Annotated in this window: 27 protein-coding genes and 1 tRNA gene; 17 read left to right on the top strand and 11 right to left on the bottom strand. The window is 65.6% G+C overall.

All coding sequences use genetic code 11. The features are described 5' to 3' along the window. The first annotated feature begins 27 nt into the window (after positions 1-27). The 6 genes from C8J47_RS05050 to C8J47_RS05025 all read left to right on the top strand — a co-directional run bounded on the left by C8J47_RS05050 (position 28) and on the right by C8J47_RS05025 (position 6032). Complete coding sequence (locus C8J47_RS05050; protein WP_121884646.1) at positions 28-906, top strand: hypothetical protein; 879 nt, start codon at positions 28-30, stop codon at positions 904-906. Positions 907-1371: 465 nt separating this feature from the next. Then, positions 1372-2661, top strand: a complete 1290-nt coding sequence (locus C8J47_RS05045; protein WP_183129014.1) for an MFS transporter — start codon at positions 1372-1374, stop codon at positions 2659-2661. Beyond that, positions 2658-3779 (top strand): metallophosphoesterase, encoded by a 1122-nt coding sequence (locus C8J47_RS05040; RefSeq protein ID WP_121884644.1) that lies wholly within the window; start codon positions 2658-2660, stop codon positions 3777-3779. Before C8J47_RS05045 ends, C8J47_RS05040 begins: the two co-directional genes overlap by 4 nt. Further along, positions 3776-5026 carry an arsenic transporter gene (locus tag C8J47_RS05035; RefSeq protein WP_121884643.1) on the top strand — a complete coding sequence of 417 codons (1251 nt, stop codon included), beginning with the start codon at positions 3776-3778 and terminating at the stop codon, positions 5024-5026. The genes C8J47_RS05040 and C8J47_RS05035 overlap by 4 nt, the downstream gene beginning before the upstream one ends. Further along, positions 5023-5403, top strand: a complete 381-nt coding sequence (locus tag C8J47_RS05030; protein ID WP_121884642.1) for a hypothetical protein — start codon at positions 5023-5025, stop codon at positions 5401-5403. Before C8J47_RS05035 ends, C8J47_RS05030 begins: the two co-directional genes overlap by 4 nt. Beyond that, a complete protein-coding gene (locus tag C8J47_RS05025) occupies positions 5400-6032 on the top strand; it encodes a DedA family protein (RefSeq protein WP_259467355.1) in 633 nt (210 codons plus the stop codon). Before C8J47_RS05030 ends, C8J47_RS05025 begins: the two co-directional genes overlap by 4 nt. Positions 6033-6045: 13 nt before the next feature. On the opposite strand, the gene C8J47_RS05020 is transcribed toward C8J47_RS05025, so the two are convergent. Further along, positions 6046-6119: transfer RNA gene (locus C8J47_RS05020), tRNA-Gly, on the bottom strand. 143 nt (positions 6120-6262) lie between these two features. Between C8J47_RS05020 and C8J47_RS05015 the strand changes: the two genes are divergently transcribed. Then, positions 6263-6679, top strand: coding sequence for an HIRAN domain-containing protein (locus C8J47_RS05015; RefSeq protein ID WP_121884641.1), 417 nt, complete (start codon positions 6263-6265; stop codon positions 6677-6679). A 147-nt stretch (positions 6680-6826) separates the two neighbouring features. Here C8J47_RS05015 and C8J47_RS05010 read toward each other — a convergent pair whose 3' ends face one another. Continuing rightward, on the bottom strand, positions 6827-7585 hold the full coding sequence (locus tag C8J47_RS05010) for a molybdopterin-binding protein (protein WP_121884640.1): 759 nt from the start codon (positions 7583-7585) through the stop codon (positions 6827-6829). A gap of 51 nt (positions 7586-7636) precedes the next feature. Between C8J47_RS05010 and map the strand changes: the two genes are divergently transcribed. Beyond that, a complete protein-coding gene (gene map, locus C8J47_RS05005; protein WP_121884639.1) occupies positions 7637-8464 on the top strand; it encodes a type I methionyl aminopeptidase in 828 nt (275 codons plus the stop codon). A gap of 2 nt (positions 8465-8466) precedes the next feature. Here the strand turns inward: map and C8J47_RS05000 are convergent, their stop codons facing one another. Next, complete coding sequence (locus C8J47_RS05000; RefSeq protein WP_121884638.1) at positions 8467-8865, bottom strand: DUF1842 domain-containing protein; 399 nt, start codon at positions 8863-8865, stop codon at positions 8467-8469. Positions 8866-9063: 198 nt separating this feature from the next. On the opposite strand from C8J47_RS05000, the gene purL reads away from it, so the two are divergent. The 4 genes from purL to bfr all read left to right on the top strand — a co-directional run bounded on the left by purL (position 9064) and on the right by bfr (position 14202). Beyond that, on the top strand, positions 9064-11292 hold the full coding sequence (purL, locus tag C8J47_RS04995) for a phosphoribosylformylglycinamidine synthase subunit PurL (protein WP_121884637.1): 2229 nt from the start codon (positions 9064-9066) through the stop codon (positions 11290-11292). Positions 11293-12137: 845 nt separating this feature from the next. After that, the gene (locus C8J47_RS04990) at positions 12138-13337 is read left to right on the top strand and encodes a DUF418 domain-containing protein (protein WP_121884636.1); all 1200 of its coding nucleotides are present in this window, start codon (positions 12138-12140) and stop codon (positions 13335-13337) included. A 75-nt stretch (positions 13338-13412) separates the two neighbouring features. After that, positions 13413-13583 carry a bacterioferritin-associated ferredoxin gene (locus tag C8J47_RS19445; RefSeq protein ID WP_082441433.1) on the top strand — a complete coding sequence of 57 codons (171 nt, stop codon included), beginning with the start codon at positions 13413-13415 and terminating at the stop codon, positions 13581-13583. A 103-nt stretch (positions 13584-13686) separates the two neighbouring features. Further along, a complete protein-coding gene (gene bfr / locus C8J47_RS04980; RefSeq protein WP_093399561.1) occupies positions 13687-14202 on the top strand; it encodes a bacterioferritin in 516 nt (171 codons plus the stop codon). 146 nt (positions 14203-14348) lie between these two features. Here the strand turns inward: bfr and C8J47_RS04975 are convergent, their stop codons facing one another. From C8J47_RS04975 to secG, 8 genes are all read right to left on the bottom strand, one after another. Further along, positions 14349-14786 carry an Hpt domain-containing protein gene (locus C8J47_RS04975; RefSeq protein WP_121884635.1) on the bottom strand — a complete coding sequence of 146 codons (438 nt, stop codon included), beginning with the start codon at positions 14784-14786 and terminating at the stop codon, positions 14349-14351. Between the two features lie 83 nt (positions 14787-14869). Further along, on the bottom strand, positions 14870-15079 hold the full coding sequence (locus tag C8J47_RS04970; RefSeq protein WP_121884761.1) for a sulfurtransferase TusA family protein: 210 nt from the start codon (positions 15077-15079) through the stop codon (positions 14870-14872). A 15-nt stretch (positions 15080-15094) separates the two neighbouring features. Then, complete coding sequence (gene der / locus C8J47_RS04965; RefSeq protein ID WP_056050847.1) at positions 15095-16483, bottom strand: ribosome biogenesis GTPase Der; 1389 nt, start codon at positions 16481-16483, stop codon at positions 15095-15097. 192 nt (positions 16484-16675) lie between these two features. Further along, positions 16676-17998, bottom strand: coding sequence for a PQQ-binding-like beta-propeller repeat protein (locus tag C8J47_RS04960; RefSeq protein WP_121884634.1), 1323 nt, complete (start codon positions 17996-17998; stop codon positions 16676-16678). Continuing rightward, a complete protein-coding gene (locus tag C8J47_RS04955) occupies positions 17995-18735 on the bottom strand; it encodes a tetratricopeptide repeat protein (protein ID WP_056050851.1) in 741 nt (246 codons plus the stop codon). The genes C8J47_RS04960 and C8J47_RS04955 overlap by 4 nt, the downstream gene beginning before the upstream one ends. 69 nt (positions 18736-18804) lie before the next feature. Beyond that, on the bottom strand, positions 18805-19665 hold the full coding sequence (panB, locus tag C8J47_RS04950; protein ID WP_121884633.1) for a 3-methyl-2-oxobutanoate hydroxymethyltransferase: 861 nt from the start codon (positions 19663-19665) through the stop codon (positions 18805-18807). Positions 19666-19896: 231 nt separating this feature from the next. After that, entirely contained in the window at positions 19897-21531 is a 1635-nt protein-coding gene (locus tag C8J47_RS04945; protein ID WP_056050854.1) for a CTP synthase, read from the bottom strand. An 85-nt stretch (positions 21532-21616) separates the two neighbouring features. Next, entirely contained in the window at positions 21617-22012 is a 396-nt protein-coding gene (secG, locus tag C8J47_RS04940) for a preprotein translocase subunit SecG (protein ID WP_121884632.1), read from the bottom strand. A 234-nt stretch (positions 22013-22246) separates the two neighbouring features. On the opposite strand from secG, the gene C8J47_RS04935 reads away from it, so the two are divergent. The 5 genes from C8J47_RS04935 to pgl are packed head-to-tail and all read left to right on the top strand — an operon-like array spanning position 22247 to position 26119. Next, the gene (locus C8J47_RS04935) at positions 22247-22591 is read left to right on the top strand and encodes a MarR family transcriptional regulator (RefSeq protein WP_056063384.1); all 345 of its coding nucleotides are present in this window, start codon (positions 22247-22249) and stop codon (positions 22589-22591) included. Further along, a complete protein-coding gene (locus C8J47_RS04925) occupies positions 22503-22937 on the top strand; it encodes a hypothetical protein (protein WP_259467352.1) in 435 nt (144 codons plus the stop codon). Before C8J47_RS04935 ends, C8J47_RS04925 begins: the two co-directional genes overlap by 89 nt. Next, the gene (argC, locus tag C8J47_RS04920) at positions 22934-23857 is read left to right on the top strand and encodes an N-acetyl-gamma-glutamyl-phosphate reductase (protein ID WP_121884629.1); all 924 of its coding nucleotides are present in this window, start codon (positions 22934-22936) and stop codon (positions 23855-23857) included. Before C8J47_RS04925 ends, argC begins: the two co-directional genes overlap by 4 nt. Positions 23858-23902: 45 nt before the next feature. Further along, complete coding sequence (gene zwf / locus C8J47_RS04915) at positions 23903-25366, top strand: glucose-6-phosphate dehydrogenase (RefSeq protein WP_121884628.1); 1464 nt, start codon at positions 23903-23905, stop codon at positions 25364-25366. A 48-nt stretch (positions 25367-25414) separates the two neighbouring features. After that, on the top strand, positions 25415-26119 hold the full coding sequence (gene pgl, locus C8J47_RS04910) for a 6-phosphogluconolactonase (protein WP_056062623.1): 705 nt from the start codon (positions 25415-25417) through the stop codon (positions 26117-26119). Position 26120 lies beyond the last annotated feature (1 nt).

Genomic DNA, 26120 nt, shown 5'->3' with positions numbered 1-26120 from the left:
CGAAACTTAGAATCAACAGGAGTGACTATGGCTATCAATACGACAACCGGCATTTTGCCGGAGCATGACGCGCGCTTTGTGAAGACGCCCGCCCGCATTTCGTGGGGCGCGATCTTTGCCGGCGTGGTGATCGCGATCGCGGTTCAGCTGGTGCTCGGCATTCTCGGCACGGGGATCGGGCTCACCATGGTCGATCCGGTCGAGGGTACCACGCCCGGCGCAGCCGGCTTCGGGATCGGCGCAGGGATCTACTGGATCATCACGACGATCATCGCGCTCGGCGCCGGCGGCTATTCCGCTGCACGTCTCGCCGGTGTCCATGACCGCTTCGACGGCCTGGTCCACGGCCTGGTCGTGTGGGGCGTGACGCTGATCCTGACGCTGTACCTCCTGACCTCGGCAGTCGGTGGCATCATCGGCGGCGCCTTCCGCACCGTCGGTTCGGTCGCGACCGCCGCCGGTAGCGGCATCGGTGCCGCAGCCCCCAAGGTTGCCGACGTCGCTGGCGTCGACACCGGCGATGTCCGCGACGAGGCGTCCGCCTATCTGTCGACCGCACCGTCGGATCCCGCCCAGATGACTCCCGAGCAGGCGCAGAAGGAAATCGCCAAGGAACTGCCCGCCCTTGCCCGCGGTGGTCAGGACGGCGCGCAGGCTGAAAGCCGCATCGTCGACATCGTCGCCGCGCAGCGCAAGATCAGCCGTCCCGAGGCACAGGCTCAGGTGACGCGTGCCAAAGCGCAGTTCGTGAAGACCAAGGAAACCGCGATCCAGACCGCGAAGTCGGCAACCGACAAGGCCGCCGGTGCCGCCGCCGGAACGTCGTTCATAGTCGTGATCGCGCTGCTGATCGGCGCCGCCGCAGCCGGCTTCGGGGCGACGGCCGCCACGCGCCGCCGCGTCTGATTTCGACACTTGATATCGAAGGGGACGGTATCGGCCAGACCGATATCCTCCTCGCTCGATCGACAATATGACGACGATATCCTGCGCCGCTGCCGATGACCTCGTGCAGCGGCGTAGTCGTATGGGAACGCCGCCAAAGCAGCGACGCATGCTGAACTCTGTTTGCCACGTGGTCAGTTCTGAGAACAATCTAGACCCTACAACGATGACTGCATGCTGGAGATCACGCTGCTCTCAAGCGCTCACGACGATTTCGGTACTTATAGATTCTCACACGGCAGTATTAATAAAATTAAACCGAACCTGAACGAACACATTCAGCCTTGCGTGCCATCGCTCCGGTATGCCGAACTCTACCGAGCCATTCAGCTCGGTACGGTTTGATGAAAAGATGTTCACGCTGGAACTTACCGTCTTCAAATCGTCTTTCCGATCCCGACTGAAGCGATGCGAGGACGTGCACACATGGCAAGCAAAGCGCTGACGCCGTCCGGCGAACGGCAAAGCGATGCCCGTCGCGCGAAGACGGCGCTCCAATCGCTCAATTTCTTCATGGCGGACATGCAGGCGGGGATCGGCCCGTTCCTCGGCGTGTTCCTCCAGCAGCGCGGCTGGTCGACCGGACCGATCGGTACGGTGATGACCGCGGGCGGCGTCGCCGGGATGATCATGACGGTCCCGGCGGGCGCGTTCATCGACCACACCGAGAAGAAGAGGATGGTGGTGATCGTCACCGGCATCTGCACGGTGATGGCGTCGTTCCTGATCCTGCTGTCGCAATCCGCCTGGGTCGTCACCGTCAGCCAAGTCGCGACCGCGATCGCCGGCGCCGCGATCGGCCCCGCGGTGGCGGGCATGACGCTCGGCGTCGTCCGCCAGCGCGGCTTCAACGCGCAGAACGGCCGCAACCAGGCCTGGAACCACGCGGGCAACATGATCGGCGCGGGACTGTCCGGCTATCTCGGCTGGAAATTCGGCATGCCGGCGATCTTCTATCTCGCCGCGGTGTTCGGCGTGCTCGCGATGGCGAGCGTCCTGATGATCCCCGAAAAGGCGATCGACCACCGCGCCGCGCGCGGTCTCGAAGCCGCCGACGACGATACCGGTAGCGAGGGAGAAGGCGGCAAGGCGGAAGGCTTCAAGGCGCTGCTCCGCAACAAGCCGATGCTGATTTTGGCGGCCGCCCTCGCCTGTTTCCATCTCGGCAACGGTGCGATGCTGCCGCTATACGGACTGGCGGTGGTCGGCGCGGGCAAGGGCAACGCCGCGCTCTTCACGGCCGAGACCGTCGTCGTCGCGCAAGCGGTGATGATCGTCGCGTCGTTGCTGGCGATGCGGATGTCGGCAGGCAAAGGCTATTGGCTGGTGCTGCTGATCTCGTTCGCCGCGCTGCCGTTGCGCGGATTCCTGGCAGGGACCTTCATCGAACATTGGGGCGTCTGGCCGGTCCAGGCGCTCGACGGAATCGGCGCGGGATTGCAGAGCGTCGCCGTGCCCGGACTGGTCGCATGCCTGCTCGACGGCACCGGCCGCGTCAACGTCGGCCAGGGTGCGGTGATGACCGTGCAGGGTGTCGGCGCCTCGCTCAGCCCCGCGATCGGCGGCTGGCTCGCGCAGGAACTCGGCTACAACATCGCCTTCTATATCCTCGGCAGCTTCGCGATCGTCAGCGTCGCGCTGTGGGTCGGTTTCGCGGGAACCCTGCGCCCCGCCTGTTCGGGATCGCGATCGCAGCATAAGGAACAAACGGCATGACGCCCTCGCTCACCTGGGTCCATATCGGCGATCTCCACATGGACGAGGCGAACGGCTGGCAGAGCCGCGACCGGCTCGCCGCGATCGTCGCCGAGATCAACGCGCATATCGGCGACGCCGCCGATTTCGTCTATCTGCCCGGCGACAACGCGAACCACGCGACCGCCGAGCAATACCGCGTCATCACCGACACGCTCGCGCCACTGTCGCTCCCCTACCGCGTCATCCCCGGCGATCATGATTTCGAACTCGGCGATCTCGCCAATTACGAGGCCGCGTTCCCCAAGGCCAACCGGCCCGAGGCGGAGGTCATCGCCGGCCATCGCTGCATCTTTCTCGACATCATTTCGGCCGGCGCGGGCGGTCCCGACTTCCGGCTGACGATGCACCACCGCAACCGTTTGCTCGAAGAACTCGCGCGCGCCGAAGCCGAGGGCCAGACCCCGGTCGTCTTCATGCACGCCTATCCCGGCGACCTCGCCGCCGATGGCGAGGACATCGCTCGCACGCTGGCCGATGCGCGAGTCGCGTTCGTCGACACCGGCCACACGCACTACAACGAACTGCTCAACGACGGCCGCGTGATCTACGGCGCGACCCGCTCGACCGGCGAGATCGAGGAGGGCGGCGGCAAGCCCGGCTTCTCGATCACGACGATCCATGGTCGCGTCCCGAGCTGGCGGTTCAAGGAAACCGGCGGCGATTGGCCGTTCGTCCAGATCGTCGCGCCTGCCGACCTCCGACTGGTCACACGCCCCGCCGATCCGACGCAGGTCCCGCGCCCCGGCGAGGTCGAGATCGTCGCCAAGCTGTTCGGCGCCACCGCCGCCGCCGTCACGATCTCGGTCGATGGCGCCGCCGCACAACCGATGATCCCGACTCCCGGCGCCGCATTCTGGACAGCCCGAGTCCCGCTCGACGCAGGACTGCACCGCGTGGAAGTTTCCGTCGGCACGGATCGCGACGTGATCGACATTCTCGTCCGCGGCGAAAAGGACATTCCCCGTCGCGGCATTCCGATCGCACCGGGCCGCGATATCCACAGTATCGGACCCTGGCCCGAACACGGTATCGAAGCGTCGAGGCTCGGCCCCAACAAGAACGGAAAGCATTGGTGATACTGGCGACGGGCGCGACTTGGGGGATTTGCGCCGCCTCGACCGCCGCGGTGATCGCGCGACCATTCCGCTGGCCTGAGGCGATCTGGGCGGTCGCCGGTGCTGCGCTGCTGCTGCTGTTCGGCCTGATGCCCTTCCCCGCGGCGCTGCATGCGGTCGAAAAGGGCATGGACGTCTATCTGTTCCTGATCGGCATGATGCTGCTGAGCGAAACGGCGCGCGCGGAAGGGTTGTTCGACTGGGTCGCGGCCACCGCGGCGATCCATGCCAAGGGATCGCGCGCGCGTCTGTTCGGGCTGGTCTACGTCACCGGGATCGTCACCACGACGTTCCTGTCCAACGATGCGACCGCGGTGGTGCTGACGCCGGCGGTGTATGCCGCCGCCAAGAAGGCGAAGGCGGACCCGCTGCCGCTGTTGTTCGCCTGCGCGCTGATCGCCAACGCGGCGAGCTTCGTGCTGCCGATCTCCAACCCCGCCAACCTCGTCCTCTACGGAGGCAAGATGCCGCCGCTCGGCCAGTGGTTCGCCTCGTTCGCGCTGCCGTCGCTCGCCTCGATCGTCGTCACCTTCCTCGTCCTGCGCTGGCTCGAGCGCAAGCGACTTGCGGGCGAGTGCGTCAGCGATGTCGAGCGCACGCCGCTGACCGCCGGCGGCAAGGCCGCGTTCGTCGGGATCGTCGCGACCGCAGTCGTCCTGCTCGTGGTCTCCGCGCTCGACATGGAACTGGGCCTGCCGACTGCGATCGCCGGGATCGTGACGACGCTGGCGGTATCGGCGATCGCAAAGTCGTCGCCACTTAAACTCGCGCGTGAAATTTCGTGGAGCGTGTTGCCGCTCGTCGCAGGCCTGTTCGTGCTGGTCGAGGCCCTCGACCTGACCGGCGTGATTGCAGAGGTCGCGCAGTACCTGCGAACGCTGTCGGTCGATCCCGCGCACGGTGCGGCGGTGTCGGGGACGATCCTCGCCTTCGGGTCCAACCTGATGAACAACCTACCCGCCGGCCTGGTCGCGAGCACCGCGGTCGCGCAGTCGCATCCGCCGCGCCTGATCGTCGACGGTCTGCTGATCGGCGTCGATCTCGGCCCGAACCTGTCGATCACCGGCAGTCTCGCGACGATCCTGTGGTTGCAGGCGATTCGTCGCGAGGGCGAGGACGTCGGCTTCTGGCGCTTCCTGAAAGTCGGCGCGGTCGCGATGCCGCTTGCGTTGCTCGCCGCGCTCGGCACGCGTATCGCGCTCGGATGACCCGCACCCGCCCCTGGCGCAAAGCCCTGATCGCGCTGTTCGTCGCCGTCGTGGCATTTACCGGCTACCACGCGGTCCGCACCGTCAGCGACGCGATCTACTGGAACGCGCACCGTGACGAGCCGATCGAACGCTGGATGACGATCGGCTATGTCGCGCATTCCTATCACGTGCCGCCGCACATCCTGCATCAGGCGCTGAACCTGCAACCCGCCCCCGATCACCGCACGCTCGGCCGGATCGCGCGGCAGAGCGGCCGGACGATGACGCAGGTCGAGGACAAGCTCACCTACGCGATCGTCCACGCGCGCCCGCCCTACCCGCCGCCCGGCCCGCCGCCGCGGCCTTTCCAGCCTGCGCCGTCGCCCAAACCGTGACGGAACAGCTCCTCGAACTGCTGACCACCTACGGCCTGCCGGCGCTGTTCGGCGCGATGGTGCTCGCCGCCGCGGGCATGCCGTTCCCGAGTTCGCTCACGCTGGTCGCGATGGGATCGTTCGTCGCGCAGGGCGAGCTGTCGTTCTGGCCGGTGGTATTCGCCGGCGCTACCGGCGCGATCGTCGGCGACCAGATCGGCTATGCGTTCGGTCGCTACGGCGGGCGCCCGCTGCTCGCGGCGGTGACACGGCGGATCGGCGGCGCGGACAAGGTCGAGCAGGCAGAGGCCTATTCGCGCAAATGGGCAGGCTGGGGCATTTTCTTCAGCCGCTGGCTGATCGGGCCGCTCGGACCATGGATCAACGTCACCAGCGGCCTCACCGAATATCCGTGGCTGCGGTTCATCGCGCTCGACGTCGCGGGCGAATTCCTGTGGCTGCTGATCTACGTATCACTCGGCCGCGCGTTCAGCGACCAGGTCCAGACGATCGCGAGCCTGCTCGGCAACCTCACCTGGGTCATCGTCGGAGTGCTCGTCGCCGGACTGCTCGGTTGGAAGCTGTTCGCGAAATCGTCGAACGGCGAGACCGCTTCGGAATCCGACGAACGGACCGCAACGAAGCGCTGATGCTGGCATGATGTGGAGCGGGTGAAGGGAATCGAACCCTCGTCACTTGCTTGGGAAGCAAAAGCTCTACCATTGAGCTACACCCGCATAGCCTTGAGATTACCGCGTAATGTCAGGCACCGGCGGTTGCTGTGCAGCGCGCCGATGCCCCGCCTCTATCCGCTGCCCGTGACCGGCGCAAGAGTCCCTTTTGCGCATGCGGCGGAGCGCTTTCCTGTTACGGTGAGAGTATGGACGAACTGACGCTCAGCGTGGTCGGCATCGACTTTCCCAATCCGGACCGGAGCAAGAGCAACCGGCGCATGGAACTGCTACTCTGCGCGCCCGGCGAACCGGTCGACCTCCGCCGCGAGCCCAAGAACCCGCACGACGCCAACGCGGTGGCGGTGTTCAGCGCCCGCGGCATCCAGATGGGCTATCTCTCCGCCGAGCGCGCGCCGCTGATCGGCCGACGGATGCAGCAGGAGGAACATGTCGCGGTGTTCCAGGCACTGACCGGCAGCATGGGCTACGTCCGCATCCGCTTCGGCGGCGGGGTACCGACATTGCCGGATCCAGAAGCGCCCACACCTGCGAGGTCTCGCGTGGCTACGTTCGACCCCGACGCGTTCTACCCAGATCCCGAAGGCCCCGAATGGGGCGCATGACCGCAAACCTCTGATCCTCCCCCGCCAGGGGGAGGTGGCCGGCTCTTGCCGGACGGAGGGGGCGGACACGCACCAGAGGTCGTTGCCGCCCCCCCCTCCGTCGCTACGCGCAACCTCCCCCTGGCGGGTGAGGATACTTAAACAGCCTTAGATCGCCTGTGCGGTGACGATACGCCCGGTCGCTTCAAGATCGCGCGTCAGGTCGGCGAGGCAGCGGTCGACCAGCGCCTCGTCCGAACTCCGCACCACGAAGTTCGCGCCCGTCTTGCCGTCGCGGAAGAACGGGTAACTGCCGATCGCGACGCCCTCATGCGTTTTCTCGGCGTCGCGCAGGATATCCGCCACTTCGCTCTCGGCCACCCAGCAGCCGATCGTCTTCGAGACCACCGGGCGCCCGCCCTTGAGCGTGCCGGTCAGCGCGTCGAGCATGCCCGCGGTAATGTGCGGCACGCCCGCCATGATGAAGATGTTGCCGATCTTGATCCCCGGCGCGCCCGACACCTTGTTGTCGATCAGGTCCGCCCCGACCGGCACCCGCGCCATCCGTGCCCGCGCCTCGGTCAGCCCGCCCCGCGTCGCGTAATACGCCTCCAGCACCGCCATCGCGCGCGGATGATGCTCGACCGCGACGCCCAACGCCTCGGCGATCGCGTCCACCGTGATGTCGTCGTGGGTCGGCCCGATCCCGCCGGTCGTTAACAGGTAATCGTTGCGCGCGCGCAAGATGTTGACCGCCTCGACGATCGCTTCGGTCTTGTCGGCGACCACGCGCACTTCGGCGAGGCGGATGCCCTGCACGTTGAGCCAGGCCGCGATCTGCGCGACGTTCTTGTCCTGCGTGCGGCCCGACAGGATCTCGTCGCCGATGATCGTCAGCGCGGCCGTCCAGATGCGTTCCTCTACCATGCCGCTCGCATAGCCTCGCAAAACCGTCCCCGCCACGCTATATCGCGCGTCATGACCGAATATGTAACCGTCACCTCGGACCAGCCCGACGCACGCACCGGCGCCATCAAGCTGCACGGCCCCGCCGCGTTCGCCGGCATGATGAAGGCGGGGCAGCTCGCCGCCGAAACGCTCGACATGATCGTCCCGCACATGGTGCCGGGCGTGACCACCGCCGAGATCGACCGGCTGATCTACGACTTCATCGTCGCCGGCGGCGGCGTCCCCGCGACGCTCGGGTATCGCGGCTACACGCACAGCGTCTGCATCTCGATCAACCATGTCGTCTGCCACGGCATCCCGAGCGAGAAGACGCTGAAATCGGGCGATATCGTCAACGTCGACGTCACGCCCCTGCTCGATGGCTGGCACGGTGATACGAGCCGGATGTACCTGATCGGCGACGTCCCCATCAAGGCGCGCCGCCTCGTCGAAGTCACCTACGAATGCCTGATGATCGGCATCGAGCACGCCAAGCCCGGCAACCGCATGGGCGACGTCGCCAACGCGATCCAGCGCCACGCGGAGAAGCACCGTTACGGCGTAGTCCGCGATTTCTGCGGCCACGGCGTCGGTCGGCTGTTCCACGATGCTCCCGAAGTCGTCCATGTCGGCAAGCCCGGCACCGGTCCCGAGCTTCGCCCCGGCATGATCTTCACGATCGAGCCGATGATCAACATCGGTCGCCCCGATGTGAAGCTGCTCGACGACGGCTGGACGGCGGTCACGCGCGACCGCTCGTTGTCCGCGCAGTTCGAGCATTCGATCGGCATAACGGAAGACGGCTGCGAGATCTTCACGCTCAGCCCCAAGGGCTACACGCAGCCGCCTTACGTATAGGCTCAGGTCGTCGAGACGTTCTTCACCGTGCAATCGGTGATAACGTTGCCATTATATTCAAACGATCCCTTGCCGTTCCAGTCTTTCGTGACGGCAAGCGCGACACTGAAGTGCGCCATATAGGATCCGATCGCAGGCGGCGGGAATGACACGTAGTACTGCCCAGTGAGATGCACGAGCAGCGTGTCCTGCCCGAATCCGGTGTGAAGGATAGCGCCCGTGACATGCGGAATGATCGTCGTGCCATAGGGTGGCGGTAATGCCTGCGTGATTTGCGCAGAGCCTATGACCTGTCCGGACACGGCATTCACACCCAGATCGAGATGAAGCACCGGCGCGCCGGCAAAACCACCATGCTGAACTTGTAGCTTTACTAGATAATATCCAACTGCCTCGGTCATGAATATTTCCTCCTGAGGATCCATGCTGATCCTTCATTCGAGTTCCTCATAGGACGACTGTCGAGTCCAGCGGGATTGGGTCCGAAACGAACCGGCCGAAGCCGGAGCGACCGGCCGAAACCCTCTTGCACGACTGCGCCATACGAATCTGACGTACAAAGGGTGACGCGGACCGCCAGCACCGCTATCTGCCGCCCCATGACCGAGATCACGCCCCAGATCGTCGCCGACCACGGCCTGTCCCCCGAAGAATATGAGCGCGTCCTGCGCGCCATCGGCCGCGAGCCGAACATGGTCGAGCTCGGCATCTTCTCGGTCATGTGGTCCGAGCATTGCAGCTACAAATCCAGCAAGATCCACCTGATGAAGCTGCCCACCAAGGGCCCCCGCGTCATCTGCGGCCCCGGCGAGAACGCCGGCGTCGTCGATATCGGCGACAATCAGGCGGCGATCTTCAAGATGGAGAGCCACAACCACCCGTCCTACATCGAGCCGTACCAGGGCGCGGCGACCGGCGTCGGCGGCATCCTGCGCGACGTCTTCACGATGGGCGCGCGGCCGATCGCCAATCTCAACGCGCTGCGCTTCGGCCGCCCCGATCACCCCAAGATGCGCCACCTGATCTCGGGCGTGGTCCACGGCATCGGCGGCTACGGCAATTGCGTCGGCGTGCCGACCGTCGGCGGCGAGGTGAACTTCCACAGCGCGTATGACGGCAACATCCTGGTCAACGCGATGACCGTCGGGATCGCCGACCAGGACAAGATCTTCTATTCGGCCGCCAGCGGCATCGGCAATCCGATCGTCTATGTCGGCAGCAAGACGGGCCGCGACGGCATCCACGGCGCGACGATGGCGTCGGCCGATTTCGGCGAGGATTCGGACGCCAAGCGCCCGACCGTGCAGGTCGGCGATCCGTTCACCGAGAAGCTGCTGATCGAAGCCTGCCTTGAGTTGATGGCGACCGACGTGATCGTCGCGATCCAGGACATGGGCGCCGCGGGCCTCACGTCTTCGGCTGTGGAAATGGCGTCGAAGGGCGGCGTCGGCATCGAGCTGACGATGGACGACGTGCCGCAGCGCGAGACCGGCATGACGCCGTACGAGATGATGCTCTCGGAATCGCAGGAGCGCATGCTGATGGTCCTGAAGCCCGGCCGTGAAGCCGAGGCCGAGGCGATCTTCAAGAAGTGGGAGCTCGATTTTGCGGTTATCGGCCGCGTCACCGACACCGGCCGCATGGTGCTGAATTTCAAGGGCGAGACCGTCTGCGACATCCCGCTGGGGCCTCTCGCCGACGAAGCGCCGCTCTACGATCGCCCGCACGTCCCGACACCCAAGCCCGCGCCGCTCGAAAACGCGCCGCATAGCAGCGACATCGCCGCCGATCTGCTCACGCTGATGGGCTCGCCCGATATCGCCTCGCGCCGCTGGATCTGGGAGCAGTACGACCACATGGTCGGCGCCGACACGGTCCAGCGCCCCGGTGGCGACGCCGCAGTCGTCCGCGTCCACGGCACGCAGAAGGCGCTGGCGATGACCACCGACTGCACGCCGCGTTACTGTTTCGCCGATCCCGTCGAGGGCGGCAAGCAGGCGGTCGCCGAAGCCTGGCGCAACCTGACCGCGGTCGGCGCGCTGCCGCTCGCCGTCACCAACTGCCTCAACTTCGCCAACCCGCAGCGCCCCGAGATCATGGGCCAGATCGTCGGCTGCCTCGAAGGCATGAGCGACGCCTGTATCGCGCTCGACTTCCCGATCGTGTCGGGCAACGTCTCGCTCTACAATGAATCCAAGGCGACCGGCGGCGGCTCGGCGATCCTGCCGACACCGGCAATCGGCGCGATTGGGCTGCTGGCGGACTGGCAGAAGAATGCGACGGTCGCGTTCAAGGGCTCGGGCGACATCATTCTCGCAGTCGGCACGCGCGGCGGCCATCTCGGCCAGTCGCTGTGGCTGCGCGAGTGCCACGGCCGCGAACAGCTCGACGCCGGCCCGCCGCCGCCGGTCGATCTCGCCGCCGAACGCCGTGTCGGCGATCTGATCCGCGAGGCGATCGCGCTCGGCCAGCTGACCGCGGTCCACGACGTCTCCGACGGCGGCATCGCCGTGACGCTGGCCGAGATGGCGCTCGCCGGTGGGATCGGCGCGATGATCGACCGGAAGCAGCCATTCGACTGCGCACGCTCGTTCTTCGCCGAGGATCAGGGCGTCTATATCGTGACGGTCGACGACCATTCGCTGCTCGACTTTCTCGGCGCCGCCCACGCTGCCGACGTAGAGGCCGAACCGCTCGGTCGCACCGGCGGCAAGCGCCTGATCTTCGAACGCCCCGACCGCGACGACGTCATCGCGTTGGATACGCTGCGCACTGCGCACGAGGGATTTTTCCCGAAGCTGATGGGCGTGGATGCCGCGCTGGCGTGATGGATTCGGGAGCGAGTAATTCGAAGCGCTCCGTCCTGAAAGAAACTACCCCGGCGAAGGCCGGGGCCCAATTGGGATTGCCGCAGTAACGAGGCACTGTCTCCAGCCACTACCGTCCCCCAATTGGGCCCCGGCCTCCGCCGGGGTGGTTGTCCTTCGAGGTAAGGCACCAACCCCATCCCACAGCATGTTTCCCCGCGAAGGCGGGGACCCAGTCTGGGCTCCCGCCTTCGCGGGAGGACAAGGAGCGGAGAGATGTCGTGCGATCAAGCTCAAGTAGGACGCGGCGACCTGCCCCTCTACGTCATCCCAGCGAAAGCTGGGATCTCCCTGGTCAGACCACAGCGCTAGCAAACGGGGATGCCCCAGCGTTCGCTGGGGTGGCCGGGGGCGCATTGGCTTCGGGGGCGACAGCCGAGGAGGACAACAGGTGAGGTACGGCGGGGTATCGCGCAGGGACGACAGGTCAAGCAGATGACCTACCGGCTCGCCCACACACCAAGCCGCGAGGCATGCGACGCCGAGATGCCCCTCAAAGCGGCCTGTCCTACACCACCCCGATATGCCAGCGTCGAACCATGAGCGAAGCATTCCAGACCTACAGCGCTACCAAGGCGCGTCGACCCGGTCCGAGCGTCGATCGAGCACCACCTGTATCGGGCCGGCCCGGTCGAGGCAGCCACGCTTGCAACGCCGCTGAGCGCGATCATGCCGTCTTCCAGCGTGGAGAACGACCTCACGGAAATGCTGCGCGAGCGTCTACACTTCCTATACTTCACTTTTCCCGCAAGCCCCCCGCCCCCCCCAGAATCGCGACGCTAGACCTGATCCGAGGGGTAGCCGTCATGGGCATCCTCGCCTCAAACATCGCCGCATTCGGCTTCCCCGAATTCGCCTACATGACCCCCGCCTCGATGGGCTGGCCAAGCACGCCCGACCTCATCGCCTGGACCACGACCTTCATCGTCATCGACGGCAAGATGCGCGGGCTCTTCTCGTTCCTGTTCGGCGCATCGATGCTGCTGGTCATCGACCGGGCCGAGGCGAATGGCGAAGACCCGGCGACCGTCCACCTGCGCCGCATGGCGTGGCTGTTCGTCTTCGGCATAGCGCATCTGTACCTTCTCTGGTGGGGCGACATCCTCGCGCACTACGCATTGGTCGGCGCGATCGCGTACATGCTCGCGCGGTTGCCGGTGCGCTGGCTGATCGGCGTCGGGCTCGCCTGCATCGCGTTCCAGACGGTCGAGCTGACGACGCTCGTCGCCTACACGTTCGACCTCCACGGTGCCGCGCACCGGCCGGGCGCAACGGCGCGCGTAATCACGAACTGGCAGCTGTTGGCGGATCAATTCGGCCAGCCCTCCCCCGCCTCCGTCACCCGCGAACTTGCCATCGGTCGTGGCGGATGGCGCGATCTGGTCGCGTGGCGCTGGACGCACGCCGCTGGGCCGATCACGTCCCTCACCGCCACTGGTCCAGAAACGCTAGGCTTCATGCTGTTCGGCATGGCGGGGCTGCGATCGGGGTTCCTGACGGGGGAATGGTCGCGGCGACGCTACACCGTGATTGCGGTCGTCGGGATCGGACTCGGCTGGATCGGCTATGCGGCCATCGCGGCGTTCGACATCGCCCACGGGTTCGACGCGCGCTATGTCGCGCTGTCGTGGCTCGCGCTCGCGACCCCGCTTCGGCCACCGACGATCATGGGGTACGCCGCGGCAATCATCCTGCTCGCACGGCCCGGCGGCTGGCTGACGACCCGAGTCGCGGCGGCAGGTCGAATGGCGTTCTCCAACTATCTCGGCACGACAATCCTCTGCACCACCCTGTTCTACGGGTACGGCTTCGGGCTGTACGGCACATTGTCGCGAGCCCAGCTCTATCTAGTCGTCGTACCGGTTTGCCTGCTGATGCTCCTATGGTCGAAACCCTGGCTCGATCGATTCCGCTATGGTCCGCTCGAATGGCTGTGGCGCAGCCTGTCGCGATTCGCGTGGCAGCCGATGCGCGGTTCGGCGTTCACGACGAACCGATCGGACTAGTTGCGAATAAGACGCAAAACAGCTTGCGAGTGGTTCGCATTATCCGTATCCCGTGCTTACAGCTAGGGAGTTCCCATGGTCGTCTGCGTTTGCAATGCCATACGAGAATCCGACGTTCGCAACTGCGCACGCGGCGGTTGCACGACACCGTGCCAAGCCTTCCGTTCGATGGGCCGGAAACCCAAATGCGGCCAGTGTACATCGATAGCGCGAGCGATTATCGACGAGGAACGCGCCGCTGCATAAGCGTCGCAACAGCTAAAAAAGCCCGGAAAACCGCCATTTTTGGGGGTTGTGCTAATCTGTGTCAGCCCGCTACATGCTCCTCAGAGGTGACGGAGATATGGCCATGCGCGGCGACCCACAAGTAATCGAATTCCTGAACGAGGCGCTCAAGAACGAGCTGACCGCGGTCAATCAATATTGGCTCCATTACCGGATGCTCGAGCATTGGGGCGTCTACAAGCTCGCCCAGTACGAGCGGATGGAATCGATCGACGAGATGAAGCACGCCGACTGGCTGTCGGAGCGCATCCTGTTCTTAGACGGCCTGCCGAACTTCCAGCTGCTCGGCCGCCTCCGCATCGGCGAGACCGTCGAGGAGGTCCTGAAGTCGGATCTGGCGCTCGAAGTCGAGGCCACCGTACAGCTCAAGGGCGCGATCGCGTATTGCGAAGAGGTCAAGGACTACATCAGCCGCGACCTGTTCGCGCGCATCCTCGCCAGCGAGGAAGAGCATGTCGACACGCTCGAGCGTCAGTTCGAGATGATCGCGCGGATGGGTATCCACAACTATATCCAGCTCAACTCGATCTCGGAGCATGATTCGCCAAAGGCTGGCGCGGCGCCGTATCTGAAGGGCTGATCTAGTCTCCCTCGTCCTGACGAAAGCCAGGATCTAGAGCCAAGGGTGCGTATCCTCGCGGCTCTGGATCCCAGCTTTCGCTGGGGTGACGGATCTGGTTCATTGTCTTCTTGTCGAGGGCTTCGATGAGCCCCGCATCGACGGCGTTATTCTTCGCCGAAGCCGGTCGGGACGGCGCGGCGACCGAAGCCGACAGCGGTGGGCTTGCGCGCGACGATCGGGTTGGCTTCGCGCTCCAGCAACGTCAGCGTCTCCCTGAACAACGGCCGCAACCGAACGATATGCTCCAGCGCCTCGTCCGGCGTATCCTGCATTTCGACACACTCGCGCGCGATGACCTCGATCGCTTCGGCCAGATCGGCGAGCGGCTCGGCCCCGAACTGTAGCGCTTCGCCCTTGAGCGTGTGCGCAGGGATCACCATTGCCGCCGCATTGAGCGACCGCATCGCCGCTTCGATCGCAGCGACCGACTTCACGCCGTCCTCGCGAAAATACCCGAGAATGCGGCCAAATCCCGCACCCAGCTCACTGCGCGCCTGCGAAAACGCCGGCCAGTTGATCACGGTGCTTCCTTCGAACGACACTGTCGCCTTCTCCCGTTGAGCAATAGCGCCATGAAGGTCAGGGCCGCATCTTACCCCATTCAGGTAAATACAATGTTGTCATACTACCGACAAGTTACGACATACGTCCGGTAAGTTTCATCCAAAATGATCTCGATCGTCGCATCGTTCGCTTCGGCAACCGCCGCAAGTTCGGTCGACGCCTGCGGATCGTCGGCAAGGATCTCGGCGATCCGCGCGCCGTCACGCAGCACGCGGGCGAGCCGCACCGCTGGCCAGGGGCAACGCATACGCCGGGCGTCGATGCGGACCATGCCGGACGCCACCGCCTAGCTGCCGCCGCCGCCCCTGCCGTTGTCGTCATAGGGATTCTTCGGCGCACGGAACATCAGACGCACCGGTACCGCACCGAACCCCAGATCTTTGCGCATCGAATTGACGAGATAGCGCTCGTAGCTCGCCGGCAGCTGATCGACACGCGTGCCGAAGATGACGAAGCTGGGCGGGCGCGTCTTGACCTGCGTGACGTAACGCATCTTGATACGCTTGCCGCCGGGCGCCGGCGGCGGAGTCGCCTCGATCGCACGCTCGAACCAGCGGTTGAGTTCGCCGGTACCGACTCGCTTCGACCATGCGTCGCGCGTGTCGAAGCACGCTTGCAGCAACTGGTCGATGCCCTTGCCGGTCGCGCCGGATACGGTCATCACGGTGACGCCCTTGACTTGGCTTAGGCCGTCTTCGAGCGCCCGCTTGACGCCGTTGAACAGCGACGAGGCGCTTTCGGCGATATCCCATTTGTTTAGTGCGATGACGAGCGCACGGCCCTCCTGGAGCACCTTGTCGGCGATGCGGAGATCCTGCGCCTCGAGCCCCAGCGTGGCGTCGAGCAGCAGGACGACGACCTCGGCGAAGTCGACCGCATGGAGCGCGTCCTCGACCGACATCTTCTCGAGCTTGTCCTGCACCTTGGCACGCTTGCGCATCCCGGCGGTGTCGATCAGGCGGACTTTGCGTGCTTCGCCACCGGTCGGGTGCCAGTCGTAGTCTACGCTGATCGAATCGCGCGTGATGCCGGCTTCGGGGCCGGTGATCATGCGGTCTTCGCCGAGGATGCGGTTGACGAGCGTCGACTTGCCAGCGTTCGGGCGACCGACGATCGCGAGCTTCAGCGGGCCCTCATATTCATTGTCGGGCTGTTCCTCGGGCGGCTCTTCCTTGCCTTCGAGCAGCGGCAGCAGGCCTTCAAACAGGTCGCCCAGGCCTTCGCCGTGCTCCGCCGACAGCTGCACCGGATCGCCGAAGCCGAGCGCGAGCGATTCGAGGATGCCGTCTTCGCCCGCGCGACCCTCGGCCTTGTTGGCGACGAGGATGACGGGGACGTCGGCGGTGCGAAGCCAGCGCGCGATCTCTTCGTCGAGTGGCACGATGCCTGCGCGCGCGTCGAACAGGAACAGCGCGACGTCGGCTTGCTCGACGGCGGCTTCGGTCTGCTGGCGCATGCGGCCGGGCAAAGTCTGCGCGTCGTGGTCTTCGTAGCCGGCGGTGTCGATGATGCGGAATTCGAGCCCGATCAGCGACGCATCGCCTTCACGACGGTCGCGCGTGACGCCCGGGCGATCGTCGACCAGCGCGAGCTTCTTGCCGACGAGGCGGTTGAACAGGGTCGACTTGCCGACATTTGGGCGGCCGACGATCGCGACCACGGGGAGTTTGGACATGCAAGGGGCCTTAGCGCGGGAACGCGCTGGCGTCACCTAGTCCCTCGCCCCTCCGGGGAGGGGGAGGGAGGAGCGAAGCGACGGAAGGGTGAGGGGAGTTTGGGCCGGCTTCCGCGCCTCACTCCCCTCACCCTTCCCACCGCAAGCGCGGCGGGCCCCTTCCCTCTCCCCGGCGGGGAGAGGGAGTCGACGTCACCGGTACGCGGTGACCTTGCCCTTCTGGTCGAGCGTGTAGAGCGTCGAGTTGGCGACGATCGGCGACAACGAGAACGGCGTCTTGGTCTCGATCGTCGAACTCACCGAACCATCGGTCGGCGAGACGAAATTGATCTCGCCGCGCGAGTTGGTGAGCACGAGGTGATTGCCGGCGAGGACCGGACCGAACCACGTGATCGCATTGCTGCGCTTCTTCTCGTTCTGGAACCGCGGCAGCTGGGAAATCCAGCGCGCCTTGCCGTTCGAGCGCGAGAGGCAGACGAGCTTGGCGTCGTCGGTCACCACGAACAGCCATTCGCCCGCGATCCACGGCGTCGAGATACCCGCGAAGTTCTGCTCCCACAGCCGCTGTCCGGTTGCCAGTTCCAGCGCGACCATCCGGCCACCCTGCCCGACCGCATAGACGCGACCGCCATCGATCACCGGCGCCGCATCGATATCCGACAGGCTCGACACCGAGGTCGTGATCGACGTGCGCGACAGCGCGTCCTGCCACAGGATACGGCCGTTCTCGTAGCGATAGGCGCTAAGTTCGCCGCTGGAGAAGCCGGCGACGACGGTGCCCTGGCTGACCGCTGGCGCCGCGACGCCGAACACGCCCTGCGTTTCGAGCGTGCCCGACTGGACCCACTGGACCTTGCCGTCGGTCTGGTTGAGCGAGAACACTTGGTTGTCCTGCGTCAGGACATAGACCGCGCCGTTGGCGACGGTCGGCGACCCGCGCAACGGCGCGCCGGGTTTGGCCCGCCACAGGATCTTGCCATCCGCCGCGCTCATCGCGACGACATCGCCGACGCCGTCGGTGGCGTAGAGCTTGCCGTCGTCATAGCTGACACCGCCGCCGAAGCGGGCTGCGCGGTTGATCTTGCCTTCGGTGATCGCCGCACTCCACAGCGCCGCGCCGGTATCGGCCCTGAAGGCGTGGATCGTCGCGGTGACGTCGCTCACGAACAGCATGCCGTCGGCGACGACCGGTGGCGCACCCAGGCGCTCACGGTTCGAGCCACCGTCGATCGACGCCTGCCAGGCGCGCTTGGGCTGGTCGCCCAGCGCGAGCTGCCCCATCGACTTGGCGGGGTTGCCGCCCGGCTGCGCCCATGCGTCATTGACTGCTGGCGCGGGCAGCAGAACCTGGACGTCGGCGATCGCCTTGTCGGTCTCGACCTGGTTCTCGGACACCAGGATCGATACGCGGTCCCCCACCGTCGGGGTCTTCTTGCCGCCGCCCTTGAAGATACCACACCCGCTCAAGGCCATCAGCGCGGCGACGGCGACCGTCACCCGATATGTCTTCATCATTGCGCCTTGGTATCCTCGTTTGATGCAGCCGTTTTGGTCGTTCCGGCACGCGCCTCGGTGCTCGCAACCGCGTCGACCCCCAGTACGCCGGCCATCTGAACCGCGCGTTGACGGATCGTGTCGGGCACCGTCGCGTCACGCGCGATCTGCCCGAACATCGTGCCGGCCTGCTGACGCTGGTTCATGCGGAGATAGGCGATCGCGACCATCTCGCCCGCACTGCCCAGCCATGCGCCACCCGGTACCGCCAGCGGCCGCAGCCGTTCGACCACGACCTGCGGCTTCAGCGTGTCGAACTCGGCCGACGTCTGGCGAACCAGCGCGAGATCGCGAAAGGGCTTGGCCAGCGAAGTATCCGCGGCGATCGCGCCGAGCTTGGCTGCGGCGCCCTTCAGATCGTCCTTCTGCAGCAGCACGTCGGCCTGGGTGAACTGGGCGAGCGCGCGGTAGCCGTCGCGGTTCGACTTGGCGAGTTCGGCCAGCGGCTTCGCAGCGGCCGCGGCATTGTTCGCGCCGAGCGCGTCATACGCCACCTGAAGCTGTTCGCCCTCGACGCCTGCCGCTTCACCATTATGGTGCTGCCAGTACAGGAAGCCGGCGAGTGCGGCGAGCGCGGCGACGACGCCGATCGCGACCCAGACGCCCCAGTTCGTCCAGAACCCGGCGAGTTGGTCGCGTCGGAGTTCTTCGTCGACCTCGCGCAAAAATGCTTCATCGGTTTTCGGCGGGAGGGCCAAGGACAGCTCCGGAATATTGGGGATGGACGGCGCGGACCTTAGCCGCGCGGGAACCGAAACGGAAGCGGATCAATCCTTGGGCGCGTAGACCTGCTCCGGCCCCGGAAATGCGCGGCTCCGAACGTCGTCGGCATAGGTCTGCGCCGCCGACGAGATCGTATCGGCGATGTCGGCGAACCGCTTCACGAACTTGGCGGTGCGCTCGAACATACCGAGCATGTCCTCGGCGACCAGGACCTGCCCGTCGCACTGCGCCGACGCGCCGATGCCGATCGTCGGGCACGCGATACTGTTGGTGATCTCGATCGCGATCGGCTCGACCACGCCCTCGATCACCAGCGCGAACGCCCCCGCCTCGGCGATGTCCTGCGCGTCGGCAACGATCTTGGCGGCCTCCTCGGGCGTGCGACCGCGAGCGCCATAGCCACCGAGCACGTTCACCGCCTGCGGGGTCAGCCCGACATGCCCCATCACCGGGATGCCGCGCTCGGTCAGGAACTTGACCGTCGGCGCCATTGGCGTGCCGCCCTCGAGCTTCACCGCCGCCGCGCCGGTCTGTTTCAGCAGATATGCCGCGCTCTCGAACGCCTTCTCGGGCGACGCTTCATAGCTGCCGAACGGCATGTCGATCACCACGACCGCATGATAGCTGCCGCGCACGACCGCCGCGCCGTGGGCGGCCATCATCTCGAGCGTTACCGGCACGGTCGACGGCAGCCCGTAGATCACCTGCCCCAGACTGTCGCCGACCAGCAGCATATCGCAATGCGGATCGAGCAGCTGCGCGGTCCGCACGGTGTAGGCGGTCAGCATGACGAGCGGCGTTTCGCCCTTCTGGCGACGAATCGCGGGCACGGTGAGGCGCTTCAGCGGCGCAGGCGTTGGATTGGCGCGACTCGTCGCGGTGTCGAGCGTGTAGGTCGTGGACATGCGGGCGTTCTAGCGATTGTCGGCGGGCTAGCCCAGCCGCCGAAATTTCAGACGCCGACACGGTCGCGGTTCGGACCGGGAAGAGCGGGAGCTTCCGACTGCAACTCTTCCCGGCGTCGCATTAGGAACGTGCGATGCGGCGCATGAACCTGCGCTGAGTGGGCTCGACACCTACTCAGGCGGATGCATCCTCTGGGTACGCCTCCACTACCGCAAAGGCGTACCGACAAATCAGACCAAGCGGCTTTGCTTGACCGCGGCTTCGATGAAGCTGGCGAACAAAGGGTGCGGGTCGAAGGGTTTCGACTTCAGTTCCGGGTGGAACTGGACGCCGACGAACCAGGGGTGATCGGGACGTTCGACGATCTCGGGCAGCGTGCCGTCTGGGGACATGCCCGAGAAGACGAGGCCGCCCTGTTCGAGCGCTTCCTTGTAGCCGGTGTTGACCTCGTAGCGGTGGCGGTGACGCTCCGAGATTTCGGTGCCGCCGTAGATCGACGCCACGACGCTGTTGCCGTCGAGCTTCGCATCATACGCGCCGAGGCGCATCGTGCCGCCCATGTCGCCCTCGGCCGCCCGCGTTTCGAGGCCTTCGCGGCCCATCCATTCGGTGATCATGCCGACCACCGGCTCGTCGGTCGGGCCGAACTCGGTCGACGAGGCATTGGGGATGCCGGCAAGATCGCGTGCGCCCTCGACGCAGGCCATCTGCATCCCGAAGCAGATCCCGAAATACGGGATTTTCCGCTCGCGTGCGAACTTGACCGAGGCAATTTTGCCTTCCGCGCCACGTTCGCCGAACGCGCCGGGGACGAGGATCGCGTCGCACGGTTCGAGCTGTCCGGCGATATCGCTTTCGGCGTTCTCGAACAGCTCGGCGTCGATCCAGCGGACGTTGACCTTCACGCGATTTGCGATGCCGCCATGGACCAGCGCTTCGTTGAGCGACTTGTACGCATCCTGGAGCCCGACATATTTGCCGACCACGCCGATCGTGACTTCGCCTTGCGGGTTGGTCAGGCGGTCCATGATTTCGGTCCAGCGCGACAGGTCGGGCGCCTCGGCGGGCTCGATCCCGAACGCGCGGAGCACTTCAATGTCGAGGCCTTCGCCGTGATACTGGAGCGGCACCGCGTAGATGCTCTTCGCGTCGAGCGCGGGGATGACCGCGCTGGCAGGGACATTGCAGAACAGCGCGATCTTGGCGCGTTCCGACGGCGGCAGCGGATGCTCGCAGCGGCACACCAGCACGTCGGGCTGCACGCCCAACGCCGCGAGTTCGCGGACCGAATGCTGCGTCGGCTTGGTCTTAAGTTCGCCCGCGGCGGCGATGTACGGCACCAGGGTCACGTGGATGCTGATCGCCTTGCCGCGACCTTCCTCGTTCTTCAGCTGGCGAATCGCCTCGATGAACGGGAGTGATTCGATATCGCCGACGGTGCCGCCGATCTCGCAGAGCACGAAATCGATATCGTCGGTCTCGGCGCGCGCGAATGCCTTGATCGCGTCGGTGACGTGCGGGATGACCTGCACGGTCGCACCGAGATAATCGCCGCGACGCTCGCGCGTGATGATCTGCTGATAGATCCGGCCCGACGTGACGTTGTCCGACTGGCGCGAGGGAACGCCGGTGAAGCGCTCGTAATGGCCGAGATCGAGATCGGTCTCGGCACCGTCGTCGGTGACGTAGACCTCGCCGTGCTGATACGGCGACATCGTGCCGGGATCGACGTTCAGATACGGATCGAACTTCCGAATCCTGACGGTATACCCGCGTGCCTGAAGGAGAGCGGCAAGCGATGCCGCCATGAGACCTTTACCGAGCGACGAAACCACGCCCCCGGTGATGAAAATGTACCGAGCCATGGGAAGAGTCTCGTAGCGTGTGTTGGGGACGAACGACAAGAGCCCCGCGGATCACGCAGGGGCCTTTTATCGGCGAATGGAGTGTTTAGCGGGCGAGTGGGACCGCGCCGTTGTCGGCCGGCTTGGTCGTGCCGGCGGGTACGCCAGCGTTCTCGGCGCCACCGGCGAACGGAGCCGCATCACCCTTGGGCTGCGCGGTCGGAACGGTCGTCGCCGCCGCCGGGGTGCGGGCGAGCGACGTGTCGATCGTGGTGGTGCGGTGATTCGCCGCGAGAACCGCGAGCAGGATCGAGAACAGCACGAACATCGTCGCGAGGACGCCGGTCGCGCGGGTCAGGAAATCGGCTGCGCCGCGGGCCGACATCAGGCCCGACGGACTGCCACCCATGCCCAGACCGCCGCCTTCCGAGCGCTGCATGAGGATCACCGTGACGAGGGCGGCCGCGATGATCGCGTGGATGACGAGCAGAAAGGCGAACATTGCGCGGAAAACCCCGGAACTTTTGCGAAGGCGCGCACATAGGCGACGTCGCGGTTTCGATCAACCGCAACACGGGCTCCGCATATCGCAAGCCAATCGCAAAACTACGGAAACATGACGTCCGGGCGGCGTTGTGAACCCGTAACGACGCTCATGACTGGGCATCGTGTTTATAAATTCAGATGGCGGATCAACGCTGTGGCATCAATGGCAGCCAATACCTTATCGACTTGGATGACCGCTCTGGTGGATTACGTCCGTTCGGGCGAACCCGATCTGACCAATCGGCAGATGGCGCTTCTTCTGCTCGTATATCTCAAACCGGGGCCGCATACGGTGCGCGGCCTGGCCCGTGCGCTGAACGTATCGAAGCCGGTCGTTACGCGCGCCTTGAACAGGTTGGGTGCCCTCGGCTATCTGCGCCGCCAACGCGACGATAGCGACAAGCGCAACATCTTCGTCGCGCGCACGACCGAAGGGGCAGATTTTCTTGAAGAGTTCGGGCAATTCATCGGCGACGGCCCCGCCCCAGCCGGCACTGGCAACGGATCTGGCGGCCGCGCAGCCGCTCACGCTTGAGCCGTTCGACGACCAGGCCCGTACGAGCTTTTCGCTGACGGGCCGCTCGGTCGACCTCGACCCGCGCACCCACGCGGTTCGCCGCGATATCGCCGACATTCGCCTCGCCGAATACGTATTCGCTCCACACTATGCCGTGCCGATGATACGGCCCGTCGCGCGCACAGCTTTGTTGCGCAGCGGACGAGACGAAGCGAGCGATACGATGGTCGACCTCAACCCTGGCGACAGTTTCGAAGTGCTGGAGATTGCTGGCGTGTCCGCATGGGGCGTTGCGCGCCCGAGCGGACTGGTCGGCTATGTCGAGGCCGCTGCGCTCGACCTTTCGACGACGGACGCAGCATGACCACGGTCTTCATCGATGGCGCGGTCGGCACCACTGGACTCGAGATCCGCGAACGGCTCGCCGGCCGGACCGACATCACGCTGGCGTTGCTGCCGGAGGATCGGCGCAAGGATCCGGCGGCACGGCGCGAGGCGCTGAACGATGCCGATTTCGTCATCCTCTGCCTGCCGGACGACGCATCGCGCGAAGCCGTCACGCTGATCGACAATACGCGCACGCGGGTCATCGACGCGTCGAGCGCACACCGGGTCGCTGCCGGCTGGACCTACGGCTTCCCCGAACTGCCGGGCCAGGCCGAGAAGGTCGCGACCGCGATGCGCGTGTCGAACCCCGGCTGCTACCCCACCGGTTTCCTCGCGCTCGTCGCGCCTCTGGTCGCGGCCGGTCTTATCCCCGCCGACCTCCCGCTGAGCGTCAACGCGACCTCTGGTTACTCGGGCGGCGGCAAGGCAATGATCGCGGCGTTCGAGAATGGCGAGCCGGCGACGGCGTTCCGCGCCTACGCGCTAGGCCTTGCGCACAAGCATATCGCCGAGATGACGCAGCATGCGGGCCTAACGCACGCACCGATCTTCGCGCCTGCCGTGGCGAACACCTACCGCGGCATGGTCGTCGAAGTGCCGTTGCACCTCCACGCCCTGCCCGGCCACCCGACGCTCGCGGCGATCGAAGACGTGCTGCGCGCTGCGTTCGATGGCTCGAAGCTCGTCTCGGTTGCCCCCGGCGATATCGGCTCGGTCGATATCGAGGAGAACGCAGGGACCGATCGTCTGACGCTTAGGGTCTGCGGCAACGACGCGGTCGGCCATGCGCGGCTGGTCGCGACGCTCGACAATCTGGGCAAGGGTGCCGGCGGTGCCGCAGTCCAGAACCTCAACATCATGGCCGGGGTCGATCCCGTAGCCGGCCTCGTTTTCTAGGACCGGCGTTTTCCGCCCGGCCCATCGGCAAATCCAGGAGCTTTCATGCACCGTAATCCCGTAGCCAAGCTGCTCCTGTTCGGCGCGACCGGCGATCTCGCGCAGCGCATGCTGCTGCCGTCGCTCTATGGCCTGCACGCCGACGGGTTGCTGCCCGAGGAGTTGACGATCACCGGCGCCGCGCGTCACGAGCATGACGACGAGGATTACCGCAAGTTCGCCAAGAAGGCGCTCGACGAGTTCCTGCCCGAGGATCGCAAGGACGAAAGCGCGATCGGGACGTTCCTCGACAGGATCTTCTATCAGCCGACCGACCTGTCGGACCCTGCGAGCTTCCAGCCACTGGCAGACAAGATCGGCGATATCTCGGGCGGTCTCGCGATCTATCTGTCGACCGCGCCATCGCTGTTCGAAGCCGCGATCGAGGGGCTGCACAAGGTTGGCCTGGCTGGCGAGACGGTCCGCGTCGGGCTTGAGAAGCCGCTCGGCTACGACCTGGAGACGAGCCGCGAGATCAACGATGCGGTGGCGAAGGCTTTCCCAGAGGACCGGACCTACCGGATCGATCATTATCTCGGCAAGGAAACCGTCCAGAACATCCTCGCGCTGCGCTTCGGCAACTCGTTCTTCGAGCCGGTGTGGAATGCTCAGGGGATCGACAACGTCCAGATCACGATCTCCGAGACGGTCGGGCTCGAGGAGCGCGCAGGCTATTACGAGACCGCGGGCGCGCTGCGTGACATGGTCGCCAACCACATGCTCCAGCTGCTCGCGCTGATCGCGATGGAGCCGCCTGCGCGCTTCGAGGGCACCGACGTCCGCGACGAGAAGTCGAAGGTTTTCCGATCGTTGCGACTGATCAAGCCCGAGGAAGTGCCGCACGTCACGGTGACCGGCCAATATGGCGACGGCGCGGTAAAGGGGAAGATCGTCAAGAGCTACTCCGACGAACTGGGCAAGCCATCGACCACCGAGACGTTCGTCGCGATCAAGGCGCATGTCGATAACTGGCGCTGGCAGGGCGTGCCGTTCTACCTGCGCACCGGCAAGCGGATGGCCACGCGCCAGAGCGAGATCGCGATCCAGTTCAAGGCGGTGCCGCACTCGATGTTCGCGGGTCGTGGCGGGCTGTTGCAGCCCAACATGCTGATCATCCGCCTCCAGCCGGAGGAGTATGTCCAGCTGCTGGTGATGGCGAAGGAGCCGGGGCTCGATCGCGAGGGCGTCCGCCTGCGCGAAGTGCCGCTGAACCTAAGCCTGGATGCCGAATTCGCCGGCTCGCGTCGGCGTATCGCCTATGAGCGGCTGCTGCTCGACCTGATCGAGGGCGACCAGACGCTGTTCGTGCGGCGTGACGAGGTCGAGGCGCAATGGACCTGGATCGACGCGATCCGCGAGGGCTGGAAGGCCAACGCGATGAAGCCCAAGAGCTATGCCTCGGGCAGCTGGGGTCCGTCGGCCGCGATCGCGTTGACCGAGCGGGACGGCGTGACCTGGCAGGACGACTGAGTTTTCGGGGAGGGAGCACCCTCCCCAAGGTTTTCAAGGAAAGATCGAATGACCGAAATCGAATGGTGGGAATATGACGACGCGGGCGAGCTCGCCAACGCGGTCGCGGGCGACATCCAGTTCGTCATCGAGAGCGCACTCGACGCGCGTGGCTCGGCGGTGATCGCGCTGGCGGGCGGCAAGACGCCGTTCGCCGCGTATGAGAAGCTTGCGCAGGCGAAGCTCGACTGGAAGAAGGTCACGATCATCCCCGGCGACGAGCGGATCGTGAAGCTCGGCGATCCCTTGTCCAACGTGACGGCGCTGGCGAAGATCTTCCTTCCCAAGGGTGCCCGCGTGAAGCCGATCGTTCCCGAAGCGATGTCGGACTACAAGGCTGCCGGTCGTTCGGCGGATGCGTTGATGCAGGATCTGCACTGGCCGCTCGACTTCTGCCTGCTCGGCATGGGCGGCGACGGGCATACCGCGTCGATCTTCCCCGGCCCCGATTACGACGAGGCATTGAGCGGGCCGAAGGAACGTCGTGCGCTCGGCGTCATGCCCGATCCGCTGCCACCCGAGGCTCCGCTCGCACGCGTCACGCTGTCGGCGGCGGCGATCGCATCGTCGAAGGCGCTGATGATCATGATCACCGGCGACGCGAAGAAGAAGGTTCTCGAACAGGCGATCGAACAGGGGCCGTCGTCGTCCTATCCGATCGGCCGCGTGCTGGCCGAGGTCGAGCTGCCGGTCGACGTGCACTGGGCGCCGTGAC

Source organism: Sphingomonas sp. PP-F2F-G114-C0414 (assembly GCF_003688595.1).
Lineage (GTDB): Bacteria > Pseudomonadota > Alphaproteobacteria > Sphingomonadales > Sphingomonadaceae > Sphingomonas.
Note: the sequence above shows the minus strand (reverse complement) of the source record. Positions and strands in the feature narration are given on the sequence as shown.

Bases quoted from the DNA above. Each gene is read 5' to 3' on its own strand.
- C8J47_RS05050 (WP_121884646.1), top strand. From the start codon at position 28: ATGGCTATCAATACGACAACCGGCATTTTGCCGGAGCATGACGCGCGC.
- C8J47_RS05045 (WP_183129014.1), top strand. From the start codon at position 1,372: ATGGCAAGCAAAGCGCTGACGCCGTCCGGCGAACGGCAAAGCGATGCC.
- C8J47_RS05040 (WP_121884644.1), top strand. From the start codon at position 2,658: ATGACGCCCTCGCTCACCTGGGTCCATATCGGCGATCTCCACATGGAC.
- C8J47_RS05030 (WP_121884642.1), top strand. From the start codon at position 5,023: ATGACCCGCACCCGCCCCTGGCGCAAAGCCCTGATCGCGCTGTTCGTC.
- C8J47_RS05015 (WP_121884641.1), top strand. From the start codon at position 6,263: ATGGACGAACTGACGCTCAGCGTGGTCGGCATCGACTTTCCCAATCCG.
- C8J47_RS05010 (WP_121884640.1), bottom strand. From the start codon at position 7,585: ATGGTAGAGGAACGCATCTGGACGGCCGCGCTGACGATCATCGGCGAC.
- map (WP_121884639.1), top strand. From the start codon at position 7,637: ATGACCGAATATGTAACCGTCACCTCGGACCAGCCCGACGCACGCACC.
- C8J47_RS05000 (WP_121884638.1), bottom strand. From the start codon at position 8,865: ATGACCGAGGCAGTTGGATATTATCTAGTAAAGCTACAAGTTCAGCAT.
- purL (WP_121884637.1), top strand. From the start codon at position 9,064: ATGACCGAGATCACGCCCCAGATCGTCGCCGACCACGGCCTGTCCCCC.
- C8J47_RS04990 (WP_121884636.1), top strand. From the start codon at position 12,138: ATGGGCATCCTCGCCTCAAACATCGCCGCATTCGGCTTCCCCGAATTC.
- C8J47_RS19445 (WP_082441433.1), top strand. From the start codon at position 13,413: ATGGTCGTCTGCGTTTGCAATGCCATACGAGAATCCGACGTTCGCAAC.
- bfr (WP_093399561.1), top strand. From the start codon at position 13,687: ATGCGCGGCGACCCACAAGTAATCGAATTCCTGAACGAGGCGCTCAAG.
- C8J47_RS04970 (WP_121884761.1), bottom strand. From the start codon at position 15,079: ATGGTCCGCATCGACGCCCGGCGTATGCGTTGCCCCTGGCCAGCGGTG.
- der (WP_056050847.1), bottom strand. From the start codon at position 16,483: ATGTCCAAACTCCCCGTGGTCGCGATCGTCGGCCGCCCAAATGTCGGC.
- C8J47_RS04960 (WP_121884634.1), bottom strand. From the start codon at position 17,998: ATGATGAAGACATATCGGGTGACGGTCGCCGTCGCCGCGCTGATGGCC.
- panB (WP_121884633.1), bottom strand. From the start codon at position 19,665: ATGTCCACGACCTACACGCTCGACACCGCGACGAGTCGCGCCAATCCA.
- C8J47_RS04945 (WP_056050854.1), bottom strand. From the start codon at position 21,531: ATGGCTCGGTACATTTTCATCACCGGGGGCGTGGTTTCGTCGCTCGGT.
- secG (WP_121884632.1), bottom strand. From the start codon at position 22,012: ATGTTCGCCTTTCTGCTCGTCATCCACGCGATCATCGCGGCCGCCCTC.
- C8J47_RS04935 (WP_056063384.1), top strand. From the start codon at position 22,247: ATGACCGCTCTGGTGGATTACGTCCGTTCGGGCGAACCCGATCTGACC.
- argC (WP_121884629.1), top strand. From the start codon at position 22,934: ATGACCACGGTCTTCATCGATGGCGCGGTCGGCACCACTGGACTCGAG.
- zwf (WP_121884628.1), top strand. From the start codon at position 23,903: ATGCACCGTAATCCCGTAGCCAAGCTGCTCCTGTTCGGCGCGACCGGC.
- pgl (WP_056062623.1), top strand. From the start codon at position 25,415: ATGACCGAAATCGAATGGTGGGAATATGACGACGCGGGCGAGCTCGCC.